The 14,817-nt window shown below is 71.6% G+C and carries 14 protein-coding genes; 5 read left to right on the forward strand and 9 right to left on the reverse strand.

Features of this window, described 5'->3' with window-relative positions; all coding sequences use genetic code 11:
* Positions 1-684: 684 nt before the first annotated feature.
* From IEY93_RS32650 to IEY93_RS32665, 4 genes are all read right to left on the reverse strand, one after another.
* The gene (locus IEY93_RS32650; RefSeq protein WP_189167026.1) at positions 685-1,998 is read right to left on the reverse strand and encodes a hemolysin family protein; all 1,314 of its coding nucleotides are present in this window, start codon (positions 1,996-1,998) and stop codon (positions 685-687) included.
* Positions 1,995-2,474 (reverse strand): rRNA maturation RNase YbeY, encoded by a 480-nt coding sequence (gene ybeY, locus IEY93_RS32655; protein ID WP_189167027.1) that lies wholly within the window; start codon positions 2,472-2,474, stop codon positions 1,995-1,997. Before ybeY ends, IEY93_RS32650 begins: the two co-directional genes overlap by 4 nt.
* Before the next feature lie 8 nt (positions 2,475-2,482).
* Positions 2,483-3,559 carry a PhoH family protein gene (locus IEY93_RS32660; RefSeq protein ID WP_189167028.1) on the reverse strand — a complete coding sequence of 359 codons (1,077 nt, stop codon included), beginning with the start codon at positions 3,557-3,559 and terminating at the stop codon, positions 2,483-2,485.
* 127 nt (positions 3,560-3,686) lie between these two features.
* Positions 3,687-4,031, reverse strand: a complete 345-nt coding sequence (locus IEY93_RS32665) for a histidine triad nucleotide-binding protein (RefSeq protein WP_189167029.1) — start codon at positions 4,029-4,031, stop codon at positions 3,687-3,689.
* Positions 4,032-4,304: 273 nt separating this feature from the next.
* On the opposite strand from IEY93_RS32665, the gene IEY93_RS32670 reads away from it, so the two are divergent.
* Together IEY93_RS32670 and IEY93_RS32675 are read left to right on the forward strand one after the other, a co-directional pair.
* Complete coding sequence (locus tag IEY93_RS32670) at positions 4,305-4,784, forward strand: SigE family RNA polymerase sigma factor (protein ID WP_189167051.1); 480 nt, start codon at positions 4,305-4,307, stop codon at positions 4,782-4,784.
* Positions 4,781-5,524, forward strand: coding sequence for a hypothetical protein (locus IEY93_RS32675; RefSeq protein ID WP_189167030.1), 744 nt, complete (start codon positions 4,781-4,783; stop codon positions 5,522-5,524). The genes IEY93_RS32670 and IEY93_RS32675 overlap by 4 nt, the downstream gene beginning before the upstream one ends.
* A gap of 77 nt (positions 5,525-5,601) precedes the next feature.
* Here the strand turns inward: IEY93_RS32675 and IEY93_RS32680 are convergent, their stop codons facing one another.
* The 3 genes from IEY93_RS32680 to hrcA are packed head-to-tail and all read right to left on the reverse strand — an operon-like array spanning position 5,602 to position 8,491.
* Complete coding sequence (locus IEY93_RS32680) at positions 5,602-6,327, reverse strand: 16S rRNA (uracil(1498)-N(3))-methyltransferase (protein ID WP_189167031.1); 726 nt, start codon at positions 6,325-6,327, stop codon at positions 5,602-5,604.
* A 13-nt stretch (positions 6,328-6,340) separates the two neighbouring features.
* Positions 6,341-7,480 (reverse strand): molecular chaperone DnaJ, encoded by a 1,140-nt coding sequence (gene dnaJ, locus IEY93_RS32685; protein ID WP_189167032.1) that lies wholly within the window; start codon positions 7,478-7,480, stop codon positions 6,341-6,343.
* A complete protein-coding gene (gene hrcA / locus IEY93_RS32690) occupies positions 7,481-8,491 on the reverse strand; it encodes a heat-inducible transcriptional repressor HrcA (RefSeq protein ID WP_189167033.1) in 1,011 nt (336 codons plus the stop codon).
* A 257-nt stretch (positions 8,492-8,748) separates the two neighbouring features.
* On the opposite strand from hrcA, the gene IEY93_RS32695 reads away from it, so the two are divergent.
* From IEY93_RS32695 to IEY93_RS32705, 3 genes are all read left to right on the forward strand, one after another.
* Entirely contained in the window at positions 8,749-9,693 is a 945-nt protein-coding gene (locus IEY93_RS32695; protein ID WP_189167034.1) for a hypothetical protein, read from the forward strand.
* 21 nt (positions 9,694-9,714) lie between these two features.
* Positions 9,715-10,539, forward strand: a complete 825-nt coding sequence (locus tag IEY93_RS32700) for a DUF3097 domain-containing protein (RefSeq protein ID WP_189167035.1) — start codon at positions 9,715-9,717, stop codon at positions 10,537-10,539.
* A gap of 79 nt (positions 10,540-10,618) precedes the next feature.
* Positions 10,619-11,212, forward strand: a complete 594-nt coding sequence (locus tag IEY93_RS32705; RefSeq protein ID WP_189167036.1) for a DUF4870 domain-containing protein — start codon at positions 10,619-10,621, stop codon at positions 11,210-11,212.
* Between the two features lie 93 nt (positions 11,213-11,305).
* Here the strand turns inward: IEY93_RS32705 and hemW are convergent, their stop codons facing one another.
* The gene (hemW, locus tag IEY93_RS32710; RefSeq protein ID WP_189167037.1) at positions 11,306-12,523 is read right to left on the reverse strand and encodes a radical SAM family heme chaperone HemW; all 1,218 of its coding nucleotides are present in this window, start codon (positions 12,521-12,523) and stop codon (positions 11,306-11,308) included.
* 191 nt (positions 12,524-12,714) lie between these two features.
* Positions 12,715-14,547 carry a translation elongation factor 4 gene (lepA, locus tag IEY93_RS32715; RefSeq protein ID WP_189167038.1) on the reverse strand — a complete coding sequence of 611 codons (1,833 nt, stop codon included), beginning with the start codon at positions 14,545-14,547 and terminating at the stop codon, positions 12,715-12,717.
* Between the last annotated feature and the right edge of the window lie 270 nt (positions 14,548-14,817).

Here is a 14,817-nt window from a genome sequence, read left to right on the forward strand (position 1 = left end):
GAGGGACGCCGGGAAGAGCCGGAACTTCGCGAAGCCGCGTCGATCAGCTCACAGAGCGCCGCGCGGTTGCGCTCCCGCCAACCCCGGTGCACCGGTACGAGCCTCCGCGGCCACGTCGGGAACGGCAAGGCACAGGTGGGGAAGGGTGGACGTCCGCGGCTCAGCCGGCCTTCCGGGACACTGGGGGGGTGTGCCGGCGGGCCGGGTCGGTGAGGGCGTGAAACGCCTGAAAGGGTGCCCCCGCCCGCCCAGCGAGGGCGGGGGCACCCTTTCAGGCGGTGCCGTGCCCCGGCCGGTCACCCGGCCAGGGCCGCCACGCGTCCCCCCGGCTCTACCGGTGTCCCGCGAACCCCTCCCCGGTCCACCGGCCCTCCCCTTACCGGCGCCCCGAGCCGTTGAGCGCCTGGCAGCAAACTTCCACATTCCACTTGCAACTCACTTAAAGCCCACTTGACGAAAAGGGTCGCCACCCCCACGACCTGCACGATCACCGACTGGATGAATCCGTTGATCGGGCGGGGGACGTGCGCCGCCCTGGCGGAGAGCCCGACGAGGCCGCGAGAGCACAGAGGAACGAAGGCCGGGATGCCGGTGATCCCGGCCATGACGACGGCACGCCCAGCGCCCGCCACGCCTCGGGCGAGGGATCAGGGCCCGCGGTGCCCGGCGACGCGAGCGGCCGGGCTAGGACTCGTGGTGCTCGGCGGAGGCCGGGACGGGGAGGTCCTGGACGGGAACGCTCTTGCGCACGACGACCGTGCTGATGCGGTTGCGGCGCCCGGCCGTGCTCTCGGCGGTCAGGCTCAGCCCGTCCACCGTGGCGGACGAACCCGCGATCGGCACCCGGCCGAGAGCGTGCGCCAGCAGCCCGCCGACGGTGTCGACGTCGTCGACCTCCAGCTCGGTGTCGAACAGCTCGGCCAGCTCGTCCACCGACAGCCGCGCCGTCACCCGGGCCGCGCCGTCCTCCAGCCACTCGACGCGCGGCGCCTCCTGGTCGTACTCGTCGGTGATCTCCCCGACGATCTCCTCCAGCACGTCCTCGATGGTGACCAGGCCCGCCGTGCCGCCGTACTCATCGATCACGATGGCCAGGTGGATCTGACGCGCCTGCATCTCGCGCATCAGCTCGTCGATCGGCTTGCTCTCGGGCACGTACGTCGCCGGCCGCATCAGCGAGCCGACCTTCTCCTGCTCGGCGGTGTCCCCCGCCGCCTCGTGCAGCCGGCGCACGATGTCCTTCAGGTAGGCGATGCCGACGACGTCGTCCTCGTTCTCGCCGACCACCGGGATGCGGGAGAAGCCGCTGCGCAGCGCGAGCGACAGCGCCTGACCCACGGTCTTGCCGCGCTCGATGAACACCATGTCGGTGCGCGGCACCATCACCTCGCGCACCAGGGTGTCACCGAGCTCGAACACCGAGTGGATCATCTGCCGCTCGTCGGGCTCGATCACCCGGCGCTCCTCGGCCAGGTCGACCAGATCGCGCAGCTCGGCCTCGGAGGTGAACGGCCCGTCGCGGAACCCCTTGCCGGGGGTGAGCGCGTTGCCGAGCAGGATGAGCAGCTTGGGCAGCGGGCCGAAGATGCGGGTCAGCCCGTAGACGACCGGTGCGCTCGCCAGCGCGATCGGCTCGGCGTGCTGCCGGCCGAGGGTGCGCGGCGAGACGCCGACGATGACGTAGCTGATCAGGATCATCACGCCGGCCGCCACGGCGTACGCCTGGCCCTTGTCGCCGAGCCAGTCGATGAACAACAGCGTCGCGATCACCGTGGCGATCAGCTCGCAGCTCAGCCGCAGGAGCAGCAGCAGGTTGAGGTAGCGCGGCGGGTCGGCCACGATGGCCTGCAGGCGCTGCGCGCCCCGCCGCCCCTTGCGCACGAACTCCTCGGCGCGCACCCGGGAGATGCGCGCCAGGGCCGTCTCCGCACTGGCCAGCAGGCCACCGGTGAAGATCAGAAGGATGGCCGACACCAGCCACCCACTGGGGAAACTCACGGCTTTCGCCGCACCTCCCGCCACGCGTCCAGCAACTCACCCTGCAGGCCGAACATCTCGGCGTGCTCCTCCGGCTCGGCGTGGTCGTACCCGAGGAGGTGCAGGATGCCGTGCGTGCACAGCAGCTCGAGCTCCTCGCGGGTGCTGTGACCGGCGTCGGCGGCCTGCTTGGCCGCGACCTGCGGGCACAGCACCACGTCGCCGAGCAGCGCCGGGTCGAGCGGGACGTCGGTGTCCTGCCGCGATCCCCCGGCGCCGGGCCGGAGCTCGTCCATCGGGAAGGCCAGCACGTCCGTCGGGCCGGGCTCGCCCATCCACTGCTCGTGAAGCTGCGCCATCGCCGCCTCGTCCACGATCAGGATGGACAGCTCGGCCAGCGGATGGACGCCCATGCGGCCGAGCACATGACCGGCCAGCTCGACCAGCGCGGACTCGTCGACCTCGACGCCCGACTCGTTGGCCACCTCAACGCTCATGGTGTTTCTTATCTCCCCCGCGGGCCCTTGCCGCCCTTGATGGCCTGCGGCTGGTCGGCGGTCGCGAGGTCGTAGCGGCTGTAGGCGTCGATGATGTCGCTCACCAGCTTGTGCCGCACGACGTCCGCGCTCGTCAGCCTGCAGAAATGGATGTCCGGAATCCCGTCAAGGATATCCTGGACGACCTTCAGGCCGCTCTGCTGGCCACCGGGGAGGTCGATCTGCGTGACGTCACCGGTCACGACGATCTTCGCGCCGAAGCCCAGACGGGTGAGGAACATCTTCATCTGCTCGGGCGAGGTGTTCTGCGCCTCGTCCAGGATGATGAAGGCGTCGTTGAGCGTACGACCGCGCATGTAGGCCAGCGGGGCCACCTCGATCGTGCCCGCCGCCATCAGCCGCGGGATCGAGTCGGGGTCGAGCATGTCGTGCAGCGCGTCGTACAGCGGGCGCAGATAGGGGTCGATCTTCTCGTAGAGGGTGCCCGGCAGGAAGCCCAGCCGCTCCCCCGCCTCGACCGCGGGCCGGGTGAGGATGATGCGGTTGACCTCCTTGTTCTGCAGGGCCTTCACGGCCTTGGCCATGGCCAGGTAGGTCTTGCCGGTGCCCGCGGGACCGATGCCGAAGACGACGGTGTGCTTGTCGATGGCGTCGACGTAGCGCTTCTGGTTGACGGTCTTCGGGCGGATCGTGCGCCCGCGCGAGGACAGGATGTCCAGCGACAGGACGTCAGCGGGCCGGCCCGAGCTCATGCGCAGCATGGCGACGCTGCGCTCCACGGCGTCGGTGGTGAGCTGGGCGCCGGAGCGGGCCAGCTCGACCATCTCCTCGAAGAGCCGCACGACCAGGCCGCTCTCTTCGGGGCTTCCGCTGACGGTGATCTCGTTGCCCCGCACGTGGATGTCCGCCCGGAAGGCGTTCTCGATCACCTTGAGCAGCTCGTCACGCGACCCGAGGATGGTCACCATCGGGTACTCGTCGGGGATGACCACCTTGGCCTGAGTGCGGGAGGGACCCTTGGTGCGAGGCGGTTCACTGGTGCGCGCGCCGTTCGGCGCGCTGCGGGTTTCAGATGACTCGGACATGGGCGGCCTTTACGGCCTGCTCGCCTCCCGGTCTCATGCGTGTGTCCGGCGTGTTCGTGTGGCGGTTGGCCCTGTGGTTCCGTCCCGACCGCGCCGCTTGTTCAGACCTATGGTATCCGGGCGGGGCTCAGCCCGGCGGCCACTGAAGACCCCGGCCGCCCAGCACGTGCCCGTGGACGTGGAACACCGTCTGACCGGCGCCTTCCCCGGTGTTGAAGACCAGGCGGTAGCCACTGTCGGCCACTCCTTCCTGGACCGCCACTTCGTGCGCGGCGCGCAGCACCTCGTCGGCCAGGCCGTCGTCGGCCGCGGCCAGGGCGGCGGCGTTCTCATGATGCTCCTTGGGGATCACCAGGACGTGCGTGGGCGCCTGCGGATTGACGTCCCGGAAGGCCAGCGTGCGCTCGGTCTCGTGGACGATCGTGGCGGGGATCTCCTTCGCCACGATCTTGCAGAACAGGCAGTCTGTCACGCACGCATCGTAATCACCTCTGTTGCCAATCGGTAATCCCGAGGAGGTCCCACGGGAAGATCCTCCCGGCTAGGGTTGGGGGGCGGCACTTCAGCTTCGGACAGCGGACGGTGCCGGACAGGTCACCGGCGAGGACACAACTGGGTCATGCCCCCTAAAGAATCGCCAGAGCGTAAACCCTCTGGAAAGGCCGTGCGTCCAACAGATGTGACCACCGAGACCCTCGTGGCCGACAGGTCGCTGGGGGCGGTGCCCGTCGGATGGGACGCCGACATGGCCGTGACGGCGCTTTACAGCGCCCATTATCGGTCGCTTGTGCGTCTCGCCATGCTGTTGGTCCGGGATACCGCGACCGCGGAGGAAGTCGTGCAAGACGCGTTCGTCGCCCTTCACGGGGCATGGCGGCGCCTGCGCGACACCGACAAGGCACTCGCCTATCTGCGCCAGTCGGTCGTCAACCGATCGCGCTCAGTGCTCCGCCATCGAGCCGTCGTGGAGAAGTACGCCCCGAAGGGGCTCCCCGACGCGCCGAGCGCCGAGAACGGAGCCATAGGCATGCTCGAGCGGACCGCCGTGATCGAGGCCCTGCGCGGGCTGCCCACCAGGCAGCGCGAGGCGCTGGTCCTGCGGTACTACGGCGACCTGTCCGAGGCCGAGATCGCGCACGCCATGGGCATCAGCAAGGGTGCGGTGAAGAGCCACACAGCCCGCGGCATGGCCGCACTACGCACGGTACTGGAGCAATTGTCATGACCGACTCCCCCGACGAGTACGGCGAGGTCCTCCGCCGTGTCTTGCGCGCGGAGGCGGATTCTGTCGTTCCCTCCGCAGAAGGTCTGCAGATCATCCGGACGCGCATCGAGCAGCGCGCCGAGCGCGGCATCCGGGGCATTTTTTGGTGGCGAGCCGCCGCGTCCGCCTTCGGGGCCGTCCTGGTGGCCGCCACGGTCGTGATGGTGGTGCCCGGCCTGCGCGAGCAGTTCGACCCCGGCCGGGAGCAGCAGGTCATCCCCGTCCAGTACGACACCGATCCACCGGACGAGTCCAGCACCCGCCGGCCGCCGGCCACCGGCCCATCGGCGCCGGCCGTCGTCTCCCGCAAGCCGCACGCCTCGCCATCGCCGAGCACCACGCTCTCGATGCTCCCCACGCCTTCGGTCAGCGCGTCACCGGGCAACGACTGCGCCACCACCGTGCCGACCGCGGTGGAGCCCGAGCCGGGGTCCACGCCGCAGCCCTGCGCCGAGCCCACGGGCGAGGAGTCGCAGCCGGACCAGACGACCGAGCCGGGGCCGCGGCCGACCCACCAGAGCGGCACGCCCACCCCGACGGCCACCGCTCAGCCGAGCGCTTCCCCCCGGCCGACGGCACAGCCGAGCGCGCCCGAGACCCCGCAGCCTCCGGCCTCGACGCCACCCGCGGCTCCCTCGGCCACCCCGCAGATGACCACCGAGGGCGACTCTGCCGCAGTCCCCACCGCTTCGCAGCAGTAGGCGACCCGTCTCCCGTTCTCAGCCGCCCCCGCGGGGGCGGCTGAGAACGCGCATCCCGCCACCTACTGGCGCTACGGCTACCAGCGGCCGGTGCGGGTGAGCAGGACGGCGGCGGCGGCCACGCCCGCGGTGGAGGTACGCAAGATGGTCGGGCCGAGCAGGGCGGGCACGGCACCGGCCTCCTGGAAGCGCTTGATCTCATCGTCGGCGATGCCGCCCTCGGGGCCGACGACCAGCACGATGTCACCGCCGACCGGCAGCGGGAGGCGCGACAACGGCTCGGCGGCCTCCTCGTGCAGCACCGCCGCGGCGGCCGCGACGCGCAGCAGCGCGGCCACCTGCGCCGTGGTCGCCTGCTCGGTGACCTCGGGCAGGTGGAAACGCCTGGCCTGCTTGCCGGCCTCACGCGCCGTGGCCCGCCATCGGGCCAGCGACTTGGCCGCCCGATCGCCCTTCCACTGGGTGACGCACCGGGACGCGGCCCAGGGAACGATCACGTCCACGCCCGCCTCGGTCATCATCTCGACCGCCAGCTCAGCCCGGTCTCCCTTGGGCAGGCCCTGCACGACGACCAGGCGCGGCTCGGGAGCCGGCACCGTACGGCGGCCGAGCACCTCCAGCCGCAGATGATCCTTGCCGGCGTCGAGCACCACGCACTCGGCCACCTCGCCGGCGCCGTCGGTCAGGTCGACGCGCTCGCCCGCGCGCAGCCGGCGCACGGTGGCGGCGTGCCGCCCCTCGGCGCCGCCGAGGGTGATCTGCTCACCGGACAGGTCACCGGCGAGGAACACCGGCACGCTCACCGCACGCCACCGCTCATCGGCCGTTGAAGGCGTCCCTGAGACGCGAGAAGAAACCCTGCTGGCCGGGAGCGAACTTGCCCGGCGGGCGCTCCTCCCCGCGCAGCTTGGCCAGCTCGCGCAGCAGCTCCTCCTGGGCGGGGTCGAGCTTGCTGGGCGTCTCGACGTTCACGTGGATCAGCAGGTCACCGCGGCCGTTCTCGTTCAGCCGCTGGACGCCCCGCCCGTAGAGCGGGATGACCTGCCCCGACTGGGTGCCCGGACGCACGTCGAGCTCTTCGGCTCCATCGAGCGTCTGCACGGTCAGGATCGTGCCGAGCGCCGCCGCGGTCATCGGGATCTGCACCGTGCAGTGCAAATCGTCGCCGCGTCGTTCGAAGATCTCGTGCGGGCGCTCGACGATCTCCAGGAACAGGTCGCCGGGCGGACCGCCTCCAGGACCCACCTCGCCCTCGCCGGCGAGCTGGATGTGCGTACCCTCCTCGACGCCCGCCGGGATGCGGACCTTGATCGTCCGCCGGGTGCGGACCCGGCCGTCACCGGAGCACTCCTGGCAGGGGTGGTGGATGACCGAGCCGAACCCGCCGCACTGGGGGCAGGGCCGGGCGGTCATCACCTGGCCGAGGAAGGAACGGGTGACCTGGGAGATCTCTCCGCGTCCGTGGCACATGTCGCAGGTGTCGGGGTGGGTGCCCGGCGCCGCGCCCGACCCCTGGCACACCCCGCACAGCACTGCGGTGTCCACCGCCAGCTCGCGGGTGGTGCCGAACGCCGTCTCGGCGAGGTCGAGCTCGACCCGGATCGTCGCGTTGCGCCCGCGCCTGGCCCGCGAACGGGGCCCGCGCGCCGCGCCCGCGCCGCCGAAGAAGGCGTCCATGATGTCGCTGAACGGGAACCCCGCGCCGAAGCCGGCCGCCCCGGGACCCGCCGAGGCAGCACCGCCGAACGGGTCGGCGCCGAGATCGAACATCTGGCGCTTGTTCGGGTCGGACAGGACCTCGTACGCCTGGTTGATCTCCTTGAAGCGCTCCTGCGTCTCCGGATCGGGGTTGACGTCAGGGTGCAGCTCACGGGCGAGGCGGCGATACGCCTTCTTGATCTCGTCCTGGCCGGCGTCGCGGCGGACGCCGAGGATTCCGTAGTAGTCGCGGGCCACCTATGACCCCGCCAGGATCTGGCCGACATAGCGTGCCACTGCGCGCACCGCTCCCATCGTCACCGGGTAGTCCATTCGCGTCGGGCCCAGCACTCCGAGCCGAGCCAGTTCATTGTCGCCCGAACCGTACCCGGCGGCGACGATCGAGGTGCCACGGAGCCCGGAGTAGGGGTTCTCCGAGCCGATGCGCACGGTAAGGGCGGAGGGGTCGTTCGCCTCGCCGAGCAGCCGCATGAGCACGACCTGCTCCTCCAGCGCCTCGAGCACCTCTCGCAGGCCGACGCTGAAGTCGCCGGCGAGGTTCGCCGCGCCGGCGAAAACGATCTTTTCTTCGTGCCGGTCGACCAGGGTCTCCAGCAGGACCGACAGCACGGCGGTGGCCATCGGACGGTCGGGCTCGGGCAGCCGCTCGGGCAGCTCGGCCACCTGCTCGGCCACCCGGCCGAGCCGGCACCCGTCGAGCGAGGCGTTGAGCACGGCCCGAAGGTGGGCCACCTGACCGTCGTCCACCACGTCGGGGAGGTCCACCACCCGCTGCTCCACCCGCCCCGTGTTGGTGATCATCACCAGCATGATGCGGCGCTCGGCAAGGGGCACCAGCTCGACGTGCCGGACGGTCGAGCGGACCAGCGAGGGGTACTGCACGACGGCGACCTGCCGGGTGAGCTGCGCCAGCAGACGCACCGTGCGGGTCACGACGTCGTCGAGATCGACGGCACCCGCCAGGAACGTCTCGATGGCCCGGCGCTCGGCCGCCGAGAGCGGCTTGATCTGGGACAGCCGGTCGACGAACAGGCGGTACCCCTTGTCGGTGGGGACCCGCCCTGCGCTGGTGTGGGGTTGTGTGATGTAGCCCTGCTCCTCGAGCACGGCCATGTCGTTGCGCACGGTGGCGGGAGAGACTCCCAGATTGTGCCGCTCCGCCAACGCCTTCGACCCGACCGGCTCGTTGGTGGACACGTAGTCTTCGACAACGGCGCGCAGAACGGCCAGCTTCCGCTCATCGAGCAACGTGCTCACCTCCCTGCCTCGCGTGGGTGCCTGCCTCAACGTCTGGTCTGGCACTCAGTGTTCCCGAGTGCCAAGTGTACGGCGGAAGGCCACGGGGTGCGATAACTCGCGATACCCCGCCCCTTCACTCACCCTGGAACCGCCGAAGGGGGACGGCGTGCACGCGACCTTCCCGCCCACCGGCAGGCCCGCCCCCGGTGGCCGTCGCAAGTGAGTTGCTATCAGGCGGCAAGCGGAGCGGGCCAGACTCCCGTTCCATGAGCGAGAACGACCTCCGCCCGTCCCACCCGTCCGGGCGGGACCCGCGTCCGGGCTTCTCCGGCGCGCCGGCCCCCTCCGCCCTGCCGGGCCACGCGCCCGCTCCTTTCCCGGGCGGCCCGTATGACGGCGGTCCCGGCTCCGCGTACGGCCGCCGCGGCGCCGCGTACGGGGACCGATCAGGCGATCCGTACGGCGGCCAGGCAGGCGGCCCCTACAGCGGCCAGGCAGGCAATCCGTACGGCGGCCAGGGAGGCGGCCCGTACGGTAGCCAGGGAGGCGGCCCGTACGGCGGCCAGACGGCGCACCCCCTGTACGCCTCGGCGGTCCCGGCCGCGCCGGGGCCGGTGCGGCCGCGGCTCCTGTGGATCATTCTCGCCTGGATGGTCGCGCTGATCTGCGGCGTCATCGGCGTCGTGCTGTTCGCCGGCGGCCTGGTCGGCTCGATCGGCGACGCCGCCCCGGCGCGCACCTTCGAGAGCGGCGGCAGCCTGTCGGTCGTGATCGACCCCGCCGACGAGCCGGTCCTGTACGCCTCGGCGTCCGGGCCGACCGACGTCAACTGTTTCGCCGTCGACGCCTCGGGGGGAAAGGCCGGCCTGACTCCGCCGAAGACGAGCCAGAAGCTGACCGTCGGCGGCCGGGTCTGGGAGGCCGTCTTCGACATCGTCGTACCCGCGAAGGGCACCTACACGGTGAGCTGCCGGGCCGAGGAGGGCAAGCAGGCGGTGTTCGGCGTCGGCAGGTCCGTGCTCGCCGATCCCGGAGCACTCGCCGGCGGCGTCGCGTCCCTCGTCCTCATCCCGCTCGCCGGGTTCCTGTTCGCGGTCACGGTCACGGTCATCGTGCTGATCCGGCGCCGTAGCGCCCGCCGGCTGCGCGCCGCGGCGTCGGCCCCCGCCTACGGCGGCGCGTGGCCCCCGGGCCCGGCGCCGCAGGCGTGATCTTTGCTAGCGTGCCCGAATATGCGGGACTACGGACGGGACGTGCTGGCCGGAGACTGGCGCAGGCCGCTGCGCGGCAAGATCCCCACGGTGCCGGCCGAGCCGGACCTGGTGGTGGAGGACGCCGAGGGGGGCTTCTGCGGGGCCGTGGTGGCCTGTGACAAGGAGGCCGTCACACTGGAGGACCGCTTCGGGCGGCGGCGGGTGTTCCCGCTCGGGCCCGCCGCGTTCCTGCTCGAGGGCAAGCCGGTGACGCTGGTCCGCCCGGCCGGGGAGCCGGCCGCCGGGAAGCCCGCGCGCAGCGCGTCCGGGTCGATCGCCGTGGCGGGCCTGCGGGCGCGCGTCGCCCGCGAGAGCCGCATCTACGTCGAGGGCGTCCACGACGCCGCGCTGGTGGAGAAGATCTGGGGCCACGACCTGCGCGTCGAGGGGGTCGTCGTGGAGTACCTCGAAGGTGTCGACGACCTGCCGGCGGTCGTGGCCGAGTTCGAGCCCGGCCCCGGGCGGCGGCTCGGTGTGCTGGTGGACCACCTCGTCCCCGGTTCCAAGGAGAGCCGTATCGCGGCCCAGGTGTCCTCTCCGAACGTGCTCATCGTCGGCCACCCGTTCGTGGACGTGTGGGCCGCGGTGAAACCCTCGGTGCTCGGCATCCCCGCCTGGCCCGACGTGCCGCGCGGGATCCCCTGGAAGGAGGGGGTGATCGAGGCGCTCGGCTGGCGGACCGACCCGGCCGGCGCCTGGCGCCGCATCCTCGGCGCCGTCCGGACCTACACCGACCTCGAACCCGAGCTTCTGGGCCGGGTGGAGGAACTCATCGACTTCGTGTCCGCCGAGGAGGACCCGTGACCTCCCCGGCCACCGGCATTCGTGCCCGCCGAGAGGGATCAGAGAGCCTCCCGGCCACCGACGACAGGAGGCTGCACCCGTGAGCGAGCCACCGTACGACCGTCCCACCGGCCCCGGCCACACCCCCGAGGACGCCGGCTCCCACGGCGGCGGCCAGGGACACCCGCCCTTCGACCGCCCGCCTCCGCCGCCGGGCCCGTCGTCCGGTTACCCGCCACCGCCGCCCTCGTACGAGGCGCCCGGTGACGCGGGGCACTCCTCCCCTTCCTACCCGTCGTCCGGCCCGCTGCCGCCGCCCTACCCGCCCTACGGCCCGGGGCAGCAGTACGGACCGGGGCATCGCGGGCCGCGGCCGGGGTCCGACGACACGACGATGGCGATGCTGGCGCACCTGCTCGGCCTGCTCACCTCGTTCGTCGGCCCTCTGGTGCTGTACCTGGTCAAGAAGGACGAGTCGCCGTACGTCCGTGACCAGGCGGCCGAGGCGCTGAACTTCCAGATCACCCTGTTCATCGCCTTCGCCGTCTCGGCCGTGCTGACGCTGGTGATCATCGGCGTCCTGCTGATGCTGATCGTGTGGGCCGGCTCGCTGATCCTGATGATCATGGCAGCGGTCGCGGCGAACCGCGGCGAGAACTACCGCTACCCGCTCAACATCCGCTTCGTGAGCTGATCGCCCACCCCGGCCCGCGTCCCGCCGCGGGAAGCACCGTCCCGCGGCGCGAACCATCGGGTGCACGCCGAGGCACCGGGCCCTGCCGGCCGGTCAGGTCAGGTCGCGGACCAGGGCGTCGGCGAGCAGGCGGCCCTTCAGCGTGAGCACGGCCCGGCCGTGCTTGAAGGGCTCGGGCTCCAGCAGGCCGCCGGCCAGGGCGCGGGCGACGGCCGGGCGGGCGGGGGACGCGATCTCGGCGAGCGGGAACCCCGCGTCGAGGCGGAGCTCGAGCATCAGCCGCTCGACCCGCCGGTCGTCCGCCGAGAGCACCTCGCGGGCGTGCCCGGGAGAGGCGTCCGCGGCGAGGCGCGCGGCGTAGGCGGCCGGATGCTTGACGTTCCACCATCGGGTGCCGCCCACGTGTCCGTGCGCCCCGGGGCCGACGCCCCACCAGTCGCCGCCGGTCCAGTAGAGCAGGTTGTGCCGGCACCGCGCCTCGGGCGTGGCGGCCCAGTTGGACACCTCGTACCAGGAGAAACCGGCCTGCGAGAGCATCTCGTCGGCGATGACGTAACGGTCGGCGGCCACGTCGTCGTCGGGCATGGGCAGCTCACCCCGGCGGATGCGGGCGGCCAGCCGCGTGCCGTCCTCCACGATCAGGGAGTACGCCGAGATGTGGTCGGGACCCGCCTCGACCGCGGCGGCCAGCGAGGCGCGCCAGTCATCGTCGGTCTCGCCCGGAGTGCCGTAGATGAGGTCGAGGTTGACGTGCGTGAACCCGGCGGCGCGGGCCTCGGTGACGGCCGCCGCCGGCCGGCCGGGGGTGTGCCGCCGGTCGAGCACGGCGAGCACGTGCCCGGCGGCGCTCTGCATGCCGAAGCTGACCCGGGTGAAGCCGCCCTCGCGCAGCCGGGCGAGGGAAGCGGGGTCGACGGACTCGGGGTTGGCCTCGGTGGTCACCTCGGCGCCGGGGGCGAGCCCGAACTCGCCGTCGATGGCCCGCAGGATCTCGGCCAGATCGCCGGGGGGCAGCAGCGTCGGGGTGCCGCCGCCGAAGAACACCGTCTCCACCGGCAGCTCGGCGGCGCCGAGGACACGGCGGGCCAGCCGGATCTCGGCCACGGCGGTGGCGGCGTAGTCGGCGCGGGAGGCGCCGGGGCCGAGTTCCGCGGCGGTGTAGGTGTTGAAGTCGCAGTAGCCGCAGCGGGTGACGCAGAACGGCACATGGACATAGAAGCCGAACGGGCGGGAGCCGAGGCCCTGAAGGGCGCTCTCGGGCAGCTCACCCGAGGCGGGCACGGCATCGCCGTCGAGGAGAACGGAAGGCACGCGTCCAGTCTGCCGCCCGCGCCCGGGTGCCCCGCACGTTCGTACGCCGCCTGTGGACGAATCCGAGCCTTCCGGCGCCACCTGTGGATGACCGCGCCCCGGCGTCACCAGTGCCCCCGGCTCCGCATGGACCGAGCTGCACGCCTCGGCGCCTTTGGTCGACGACCGGCCCGCCGTAGGCGCCGCCGGCGCTACCGCTTGGCCTTGTCGGCGGCGCCCGAGCCGGTGTCGGTGGCCAGCGCGGCGACGAAGGCCTCCTGCGGGACCTCGACGCGGCCGACCATCTTCATCCGCTTCTTGCCTTCCTTCTGCTTCTCCAGCAGCTTGCGCTTACGGCTGATGTCACCGCCGTAGCACTTGGCCAGCACGTCCTTGCGGATGGCGCGGATGTTCTCGCGGGCGATCACCCGGGCGCCGATGGCGGCCTGGATGGGCACCTCGAACTGCTGCCGCGGGATGAGGTCCTTGAGCTTCTTGGCCATCTCGACGCCGTAGGCGTAGGCCTTCTCGCGGTGCACGATGGCGCTGAAGGCGTCGACCGTCTCGCCCTGCAGCAGGATGTCCACCTTCACCAGGTCGGACTCCTGCTCACCTGAGGGCTCGTAGTCCAGGGAGGCGTACCCGCGGGTGCGGGACTTGAGCTGGTCGAAGAAGTCGAAGATGATCTCGCCGAGCGGCAGGGTGTAGCGGATCTCGACGCGGTCCTCCGAGAGGTAGTCCATGCCGAGGAGCGAGCCGCGGCGGCTCTGGCAGAGCTCCATGATCGCGCCGATGTGCTCGGCGGGAGACAGCACCGTGGCCTTCACCACCGGCTCGAAGATCGAGGCGATCTTGCCAGGCGGGAACTCGGAGGGGTTGGTGACGACGAGCTCCTTGGCGTCCTCCATGACCACGCGGTAGATGACGTTCGGCGCGGTGGAGATCAGCGAGAGGTTGAACTCGCGCTCCAGCCGCTCGCGGACGATCTCCATGTGCAGCAGGCCGAGGAAGCCGCAGCGGAAGCCGAAGCCGAGCGCGGCGGAGGTCTCGGGCTCGTAGACCAGCGCGGCGTCGTTCAGCCGCAGCTTGTCCAGTGCCTCGCGCAGCTCGGAGTAGTCGTCGCCGTCGATCGGGTAGAGCCCGGAGTACACCATCGGCCTGGGGTGCTCGTACCCGCCGAGGGCCTCCACGGCGGGTCGCGCGGTCGAGGTCACGGTGTCGCCGACCCGCGCCTGGCGGACGTCCTTGACCCCGGTGATCAGGTAGCCGACCTCGCCCACGCCGAGGGCCGCGGAGGGCACCGGCTCGGGCGAGATGACGCCGATCTCCAGCGTCTCGTGCGTGGCGCCGGTGGACATCATGATCGTGCGCTCGCGCTTGGAGAGCTGGCCGTCGACCACCCGGACGTAGGTCACCACGCCGCGGTAGGTGTCGTACACCGAGTCGAAGATCAGCGCGCGGGCCGGGGCGGCGGCGTCGCCCACCGGGGCGGGGACGTTCGCGACGACGTGGTCGAGCAGCTCGCGCACGCCCACGCCGGTCTTGCCCGACACCCGCAGCACGTCGGAGGGCTCGCAGCCGATCAGCCCGGCGAGCTCCTCGGCGTACTTGTCGGGCTGCGCGGCCGGCAGGTCGATCTTGTTGAGCACGGGGATGATGTGCAGGTCGGCGTTCATCGCCAGGTAGAGGTTGGCCAGCGTCTGCGCCTCGATGCCCTGGGCGGCGTCGACCAGCAGGACGGCGCCCTCGCACGCCTCGAGCGAGCGGGAGACCTCGTAGGTGAAGTCGACGTGCCCCGGCGTGTCGATCATGTTGAGCACGTGTCCGTCCCAGGGGAGCCGGACGGCCTGCGACTTGATGGTGATGCCGCGCTCGCGCTCGATGTCCATGCGGTCGAGGTACTGCGCTCGCATCTGCCGGTCGTCGACCACACCGGTCAACTGCAGCATCCGGTCGGCAAGCGTCGACTTGCCGTGGTCGATGTGCGCGATGATGCAGAAGTTTCGGATCAGCGCGGGGTCGGTCTGGCCAGGCTGGATGCGCACCGGGGTCCGTTTCAGCAGGATTGACGAGGATCGGGAGGCTGGCAGGCCAGCCGCCACCCATGGTGGCACGGCCCGGGCGGTCGCCCAGGCACTGTCACCCGGACAGCAGATCGGCGCGGCCTGTGAGCACCCCCCGGCTCGCCGGCCGGTGTGGCCGGCCGTCTCGCGGGGGTGTCGGTGCCGCGCTTCGCCTTCAGTTTACCGGGCACCAAGACCGCCGAGCTCGTCGCTGCGCTAAGATGCCGGTTGTCAGGTGTGCCGTGACCTGTA

Origin of the sequence: Sphaerisporangium melleum, assembly GCF_014646695.1 — a bacterium.
Taxonomy (GTDB): domain Bacteria; phylum Actinomycetota; class Actinomycetes; order Streptosporangiales; family Streptosporangiaceae; genus Sphaerisporangium; species Sphaerisporangium melleum.

What these genes read in the sequence shown, in the direction of transcription:
- IEY93_RS32675 (WP_189167030.1), top strand. Translation starts at nt 4,781, where the DNA reads ATGACCGACTCCCCCGACGAGTACGGCGAGGTCCTCCGCCGTGTCTTG.
- IEY93_RS32700 (WP_189167035.1), top strand. Translation starts at nt 9,715, where the DNA reads ATGCGGGACTACGGACGGGACGTGCTGGCCGGAGACTGGCGCAGGCCG.
- ybeY (WP_189167027.1), bottom strand. Translation starts at nt 2,474, where the DNA reads ATGAGCGTTGAGGTGGCCAACGAGTCGGGCGTCGAGGTCGACGAGTCC.
- IEY93_RS32670 (WP_189167051.1), top strand. Translation starts at nt 4,305, where the DNA reads ATGGCCGTGACGGCGCTTTACAGCGCCCATTATCGGTCGCTTGTGCGT.
- IEY93_RS32695 (WP_189167034.1), top strand. Translation starts at nt 8,749, where the DNA reads ATGAGCGAGAACGACCTCCGCCCGTCCCACCCGTCCGGGCGGGACCCG.
- IEY93_RS32660 (WP_189167028.1), bottom strand. Translation starts at nt 3,559, where the DNA reads ATGTCCGAGTCATCTGAAACCCGCAGCGCGCCGAACGGCGCGCGCACC.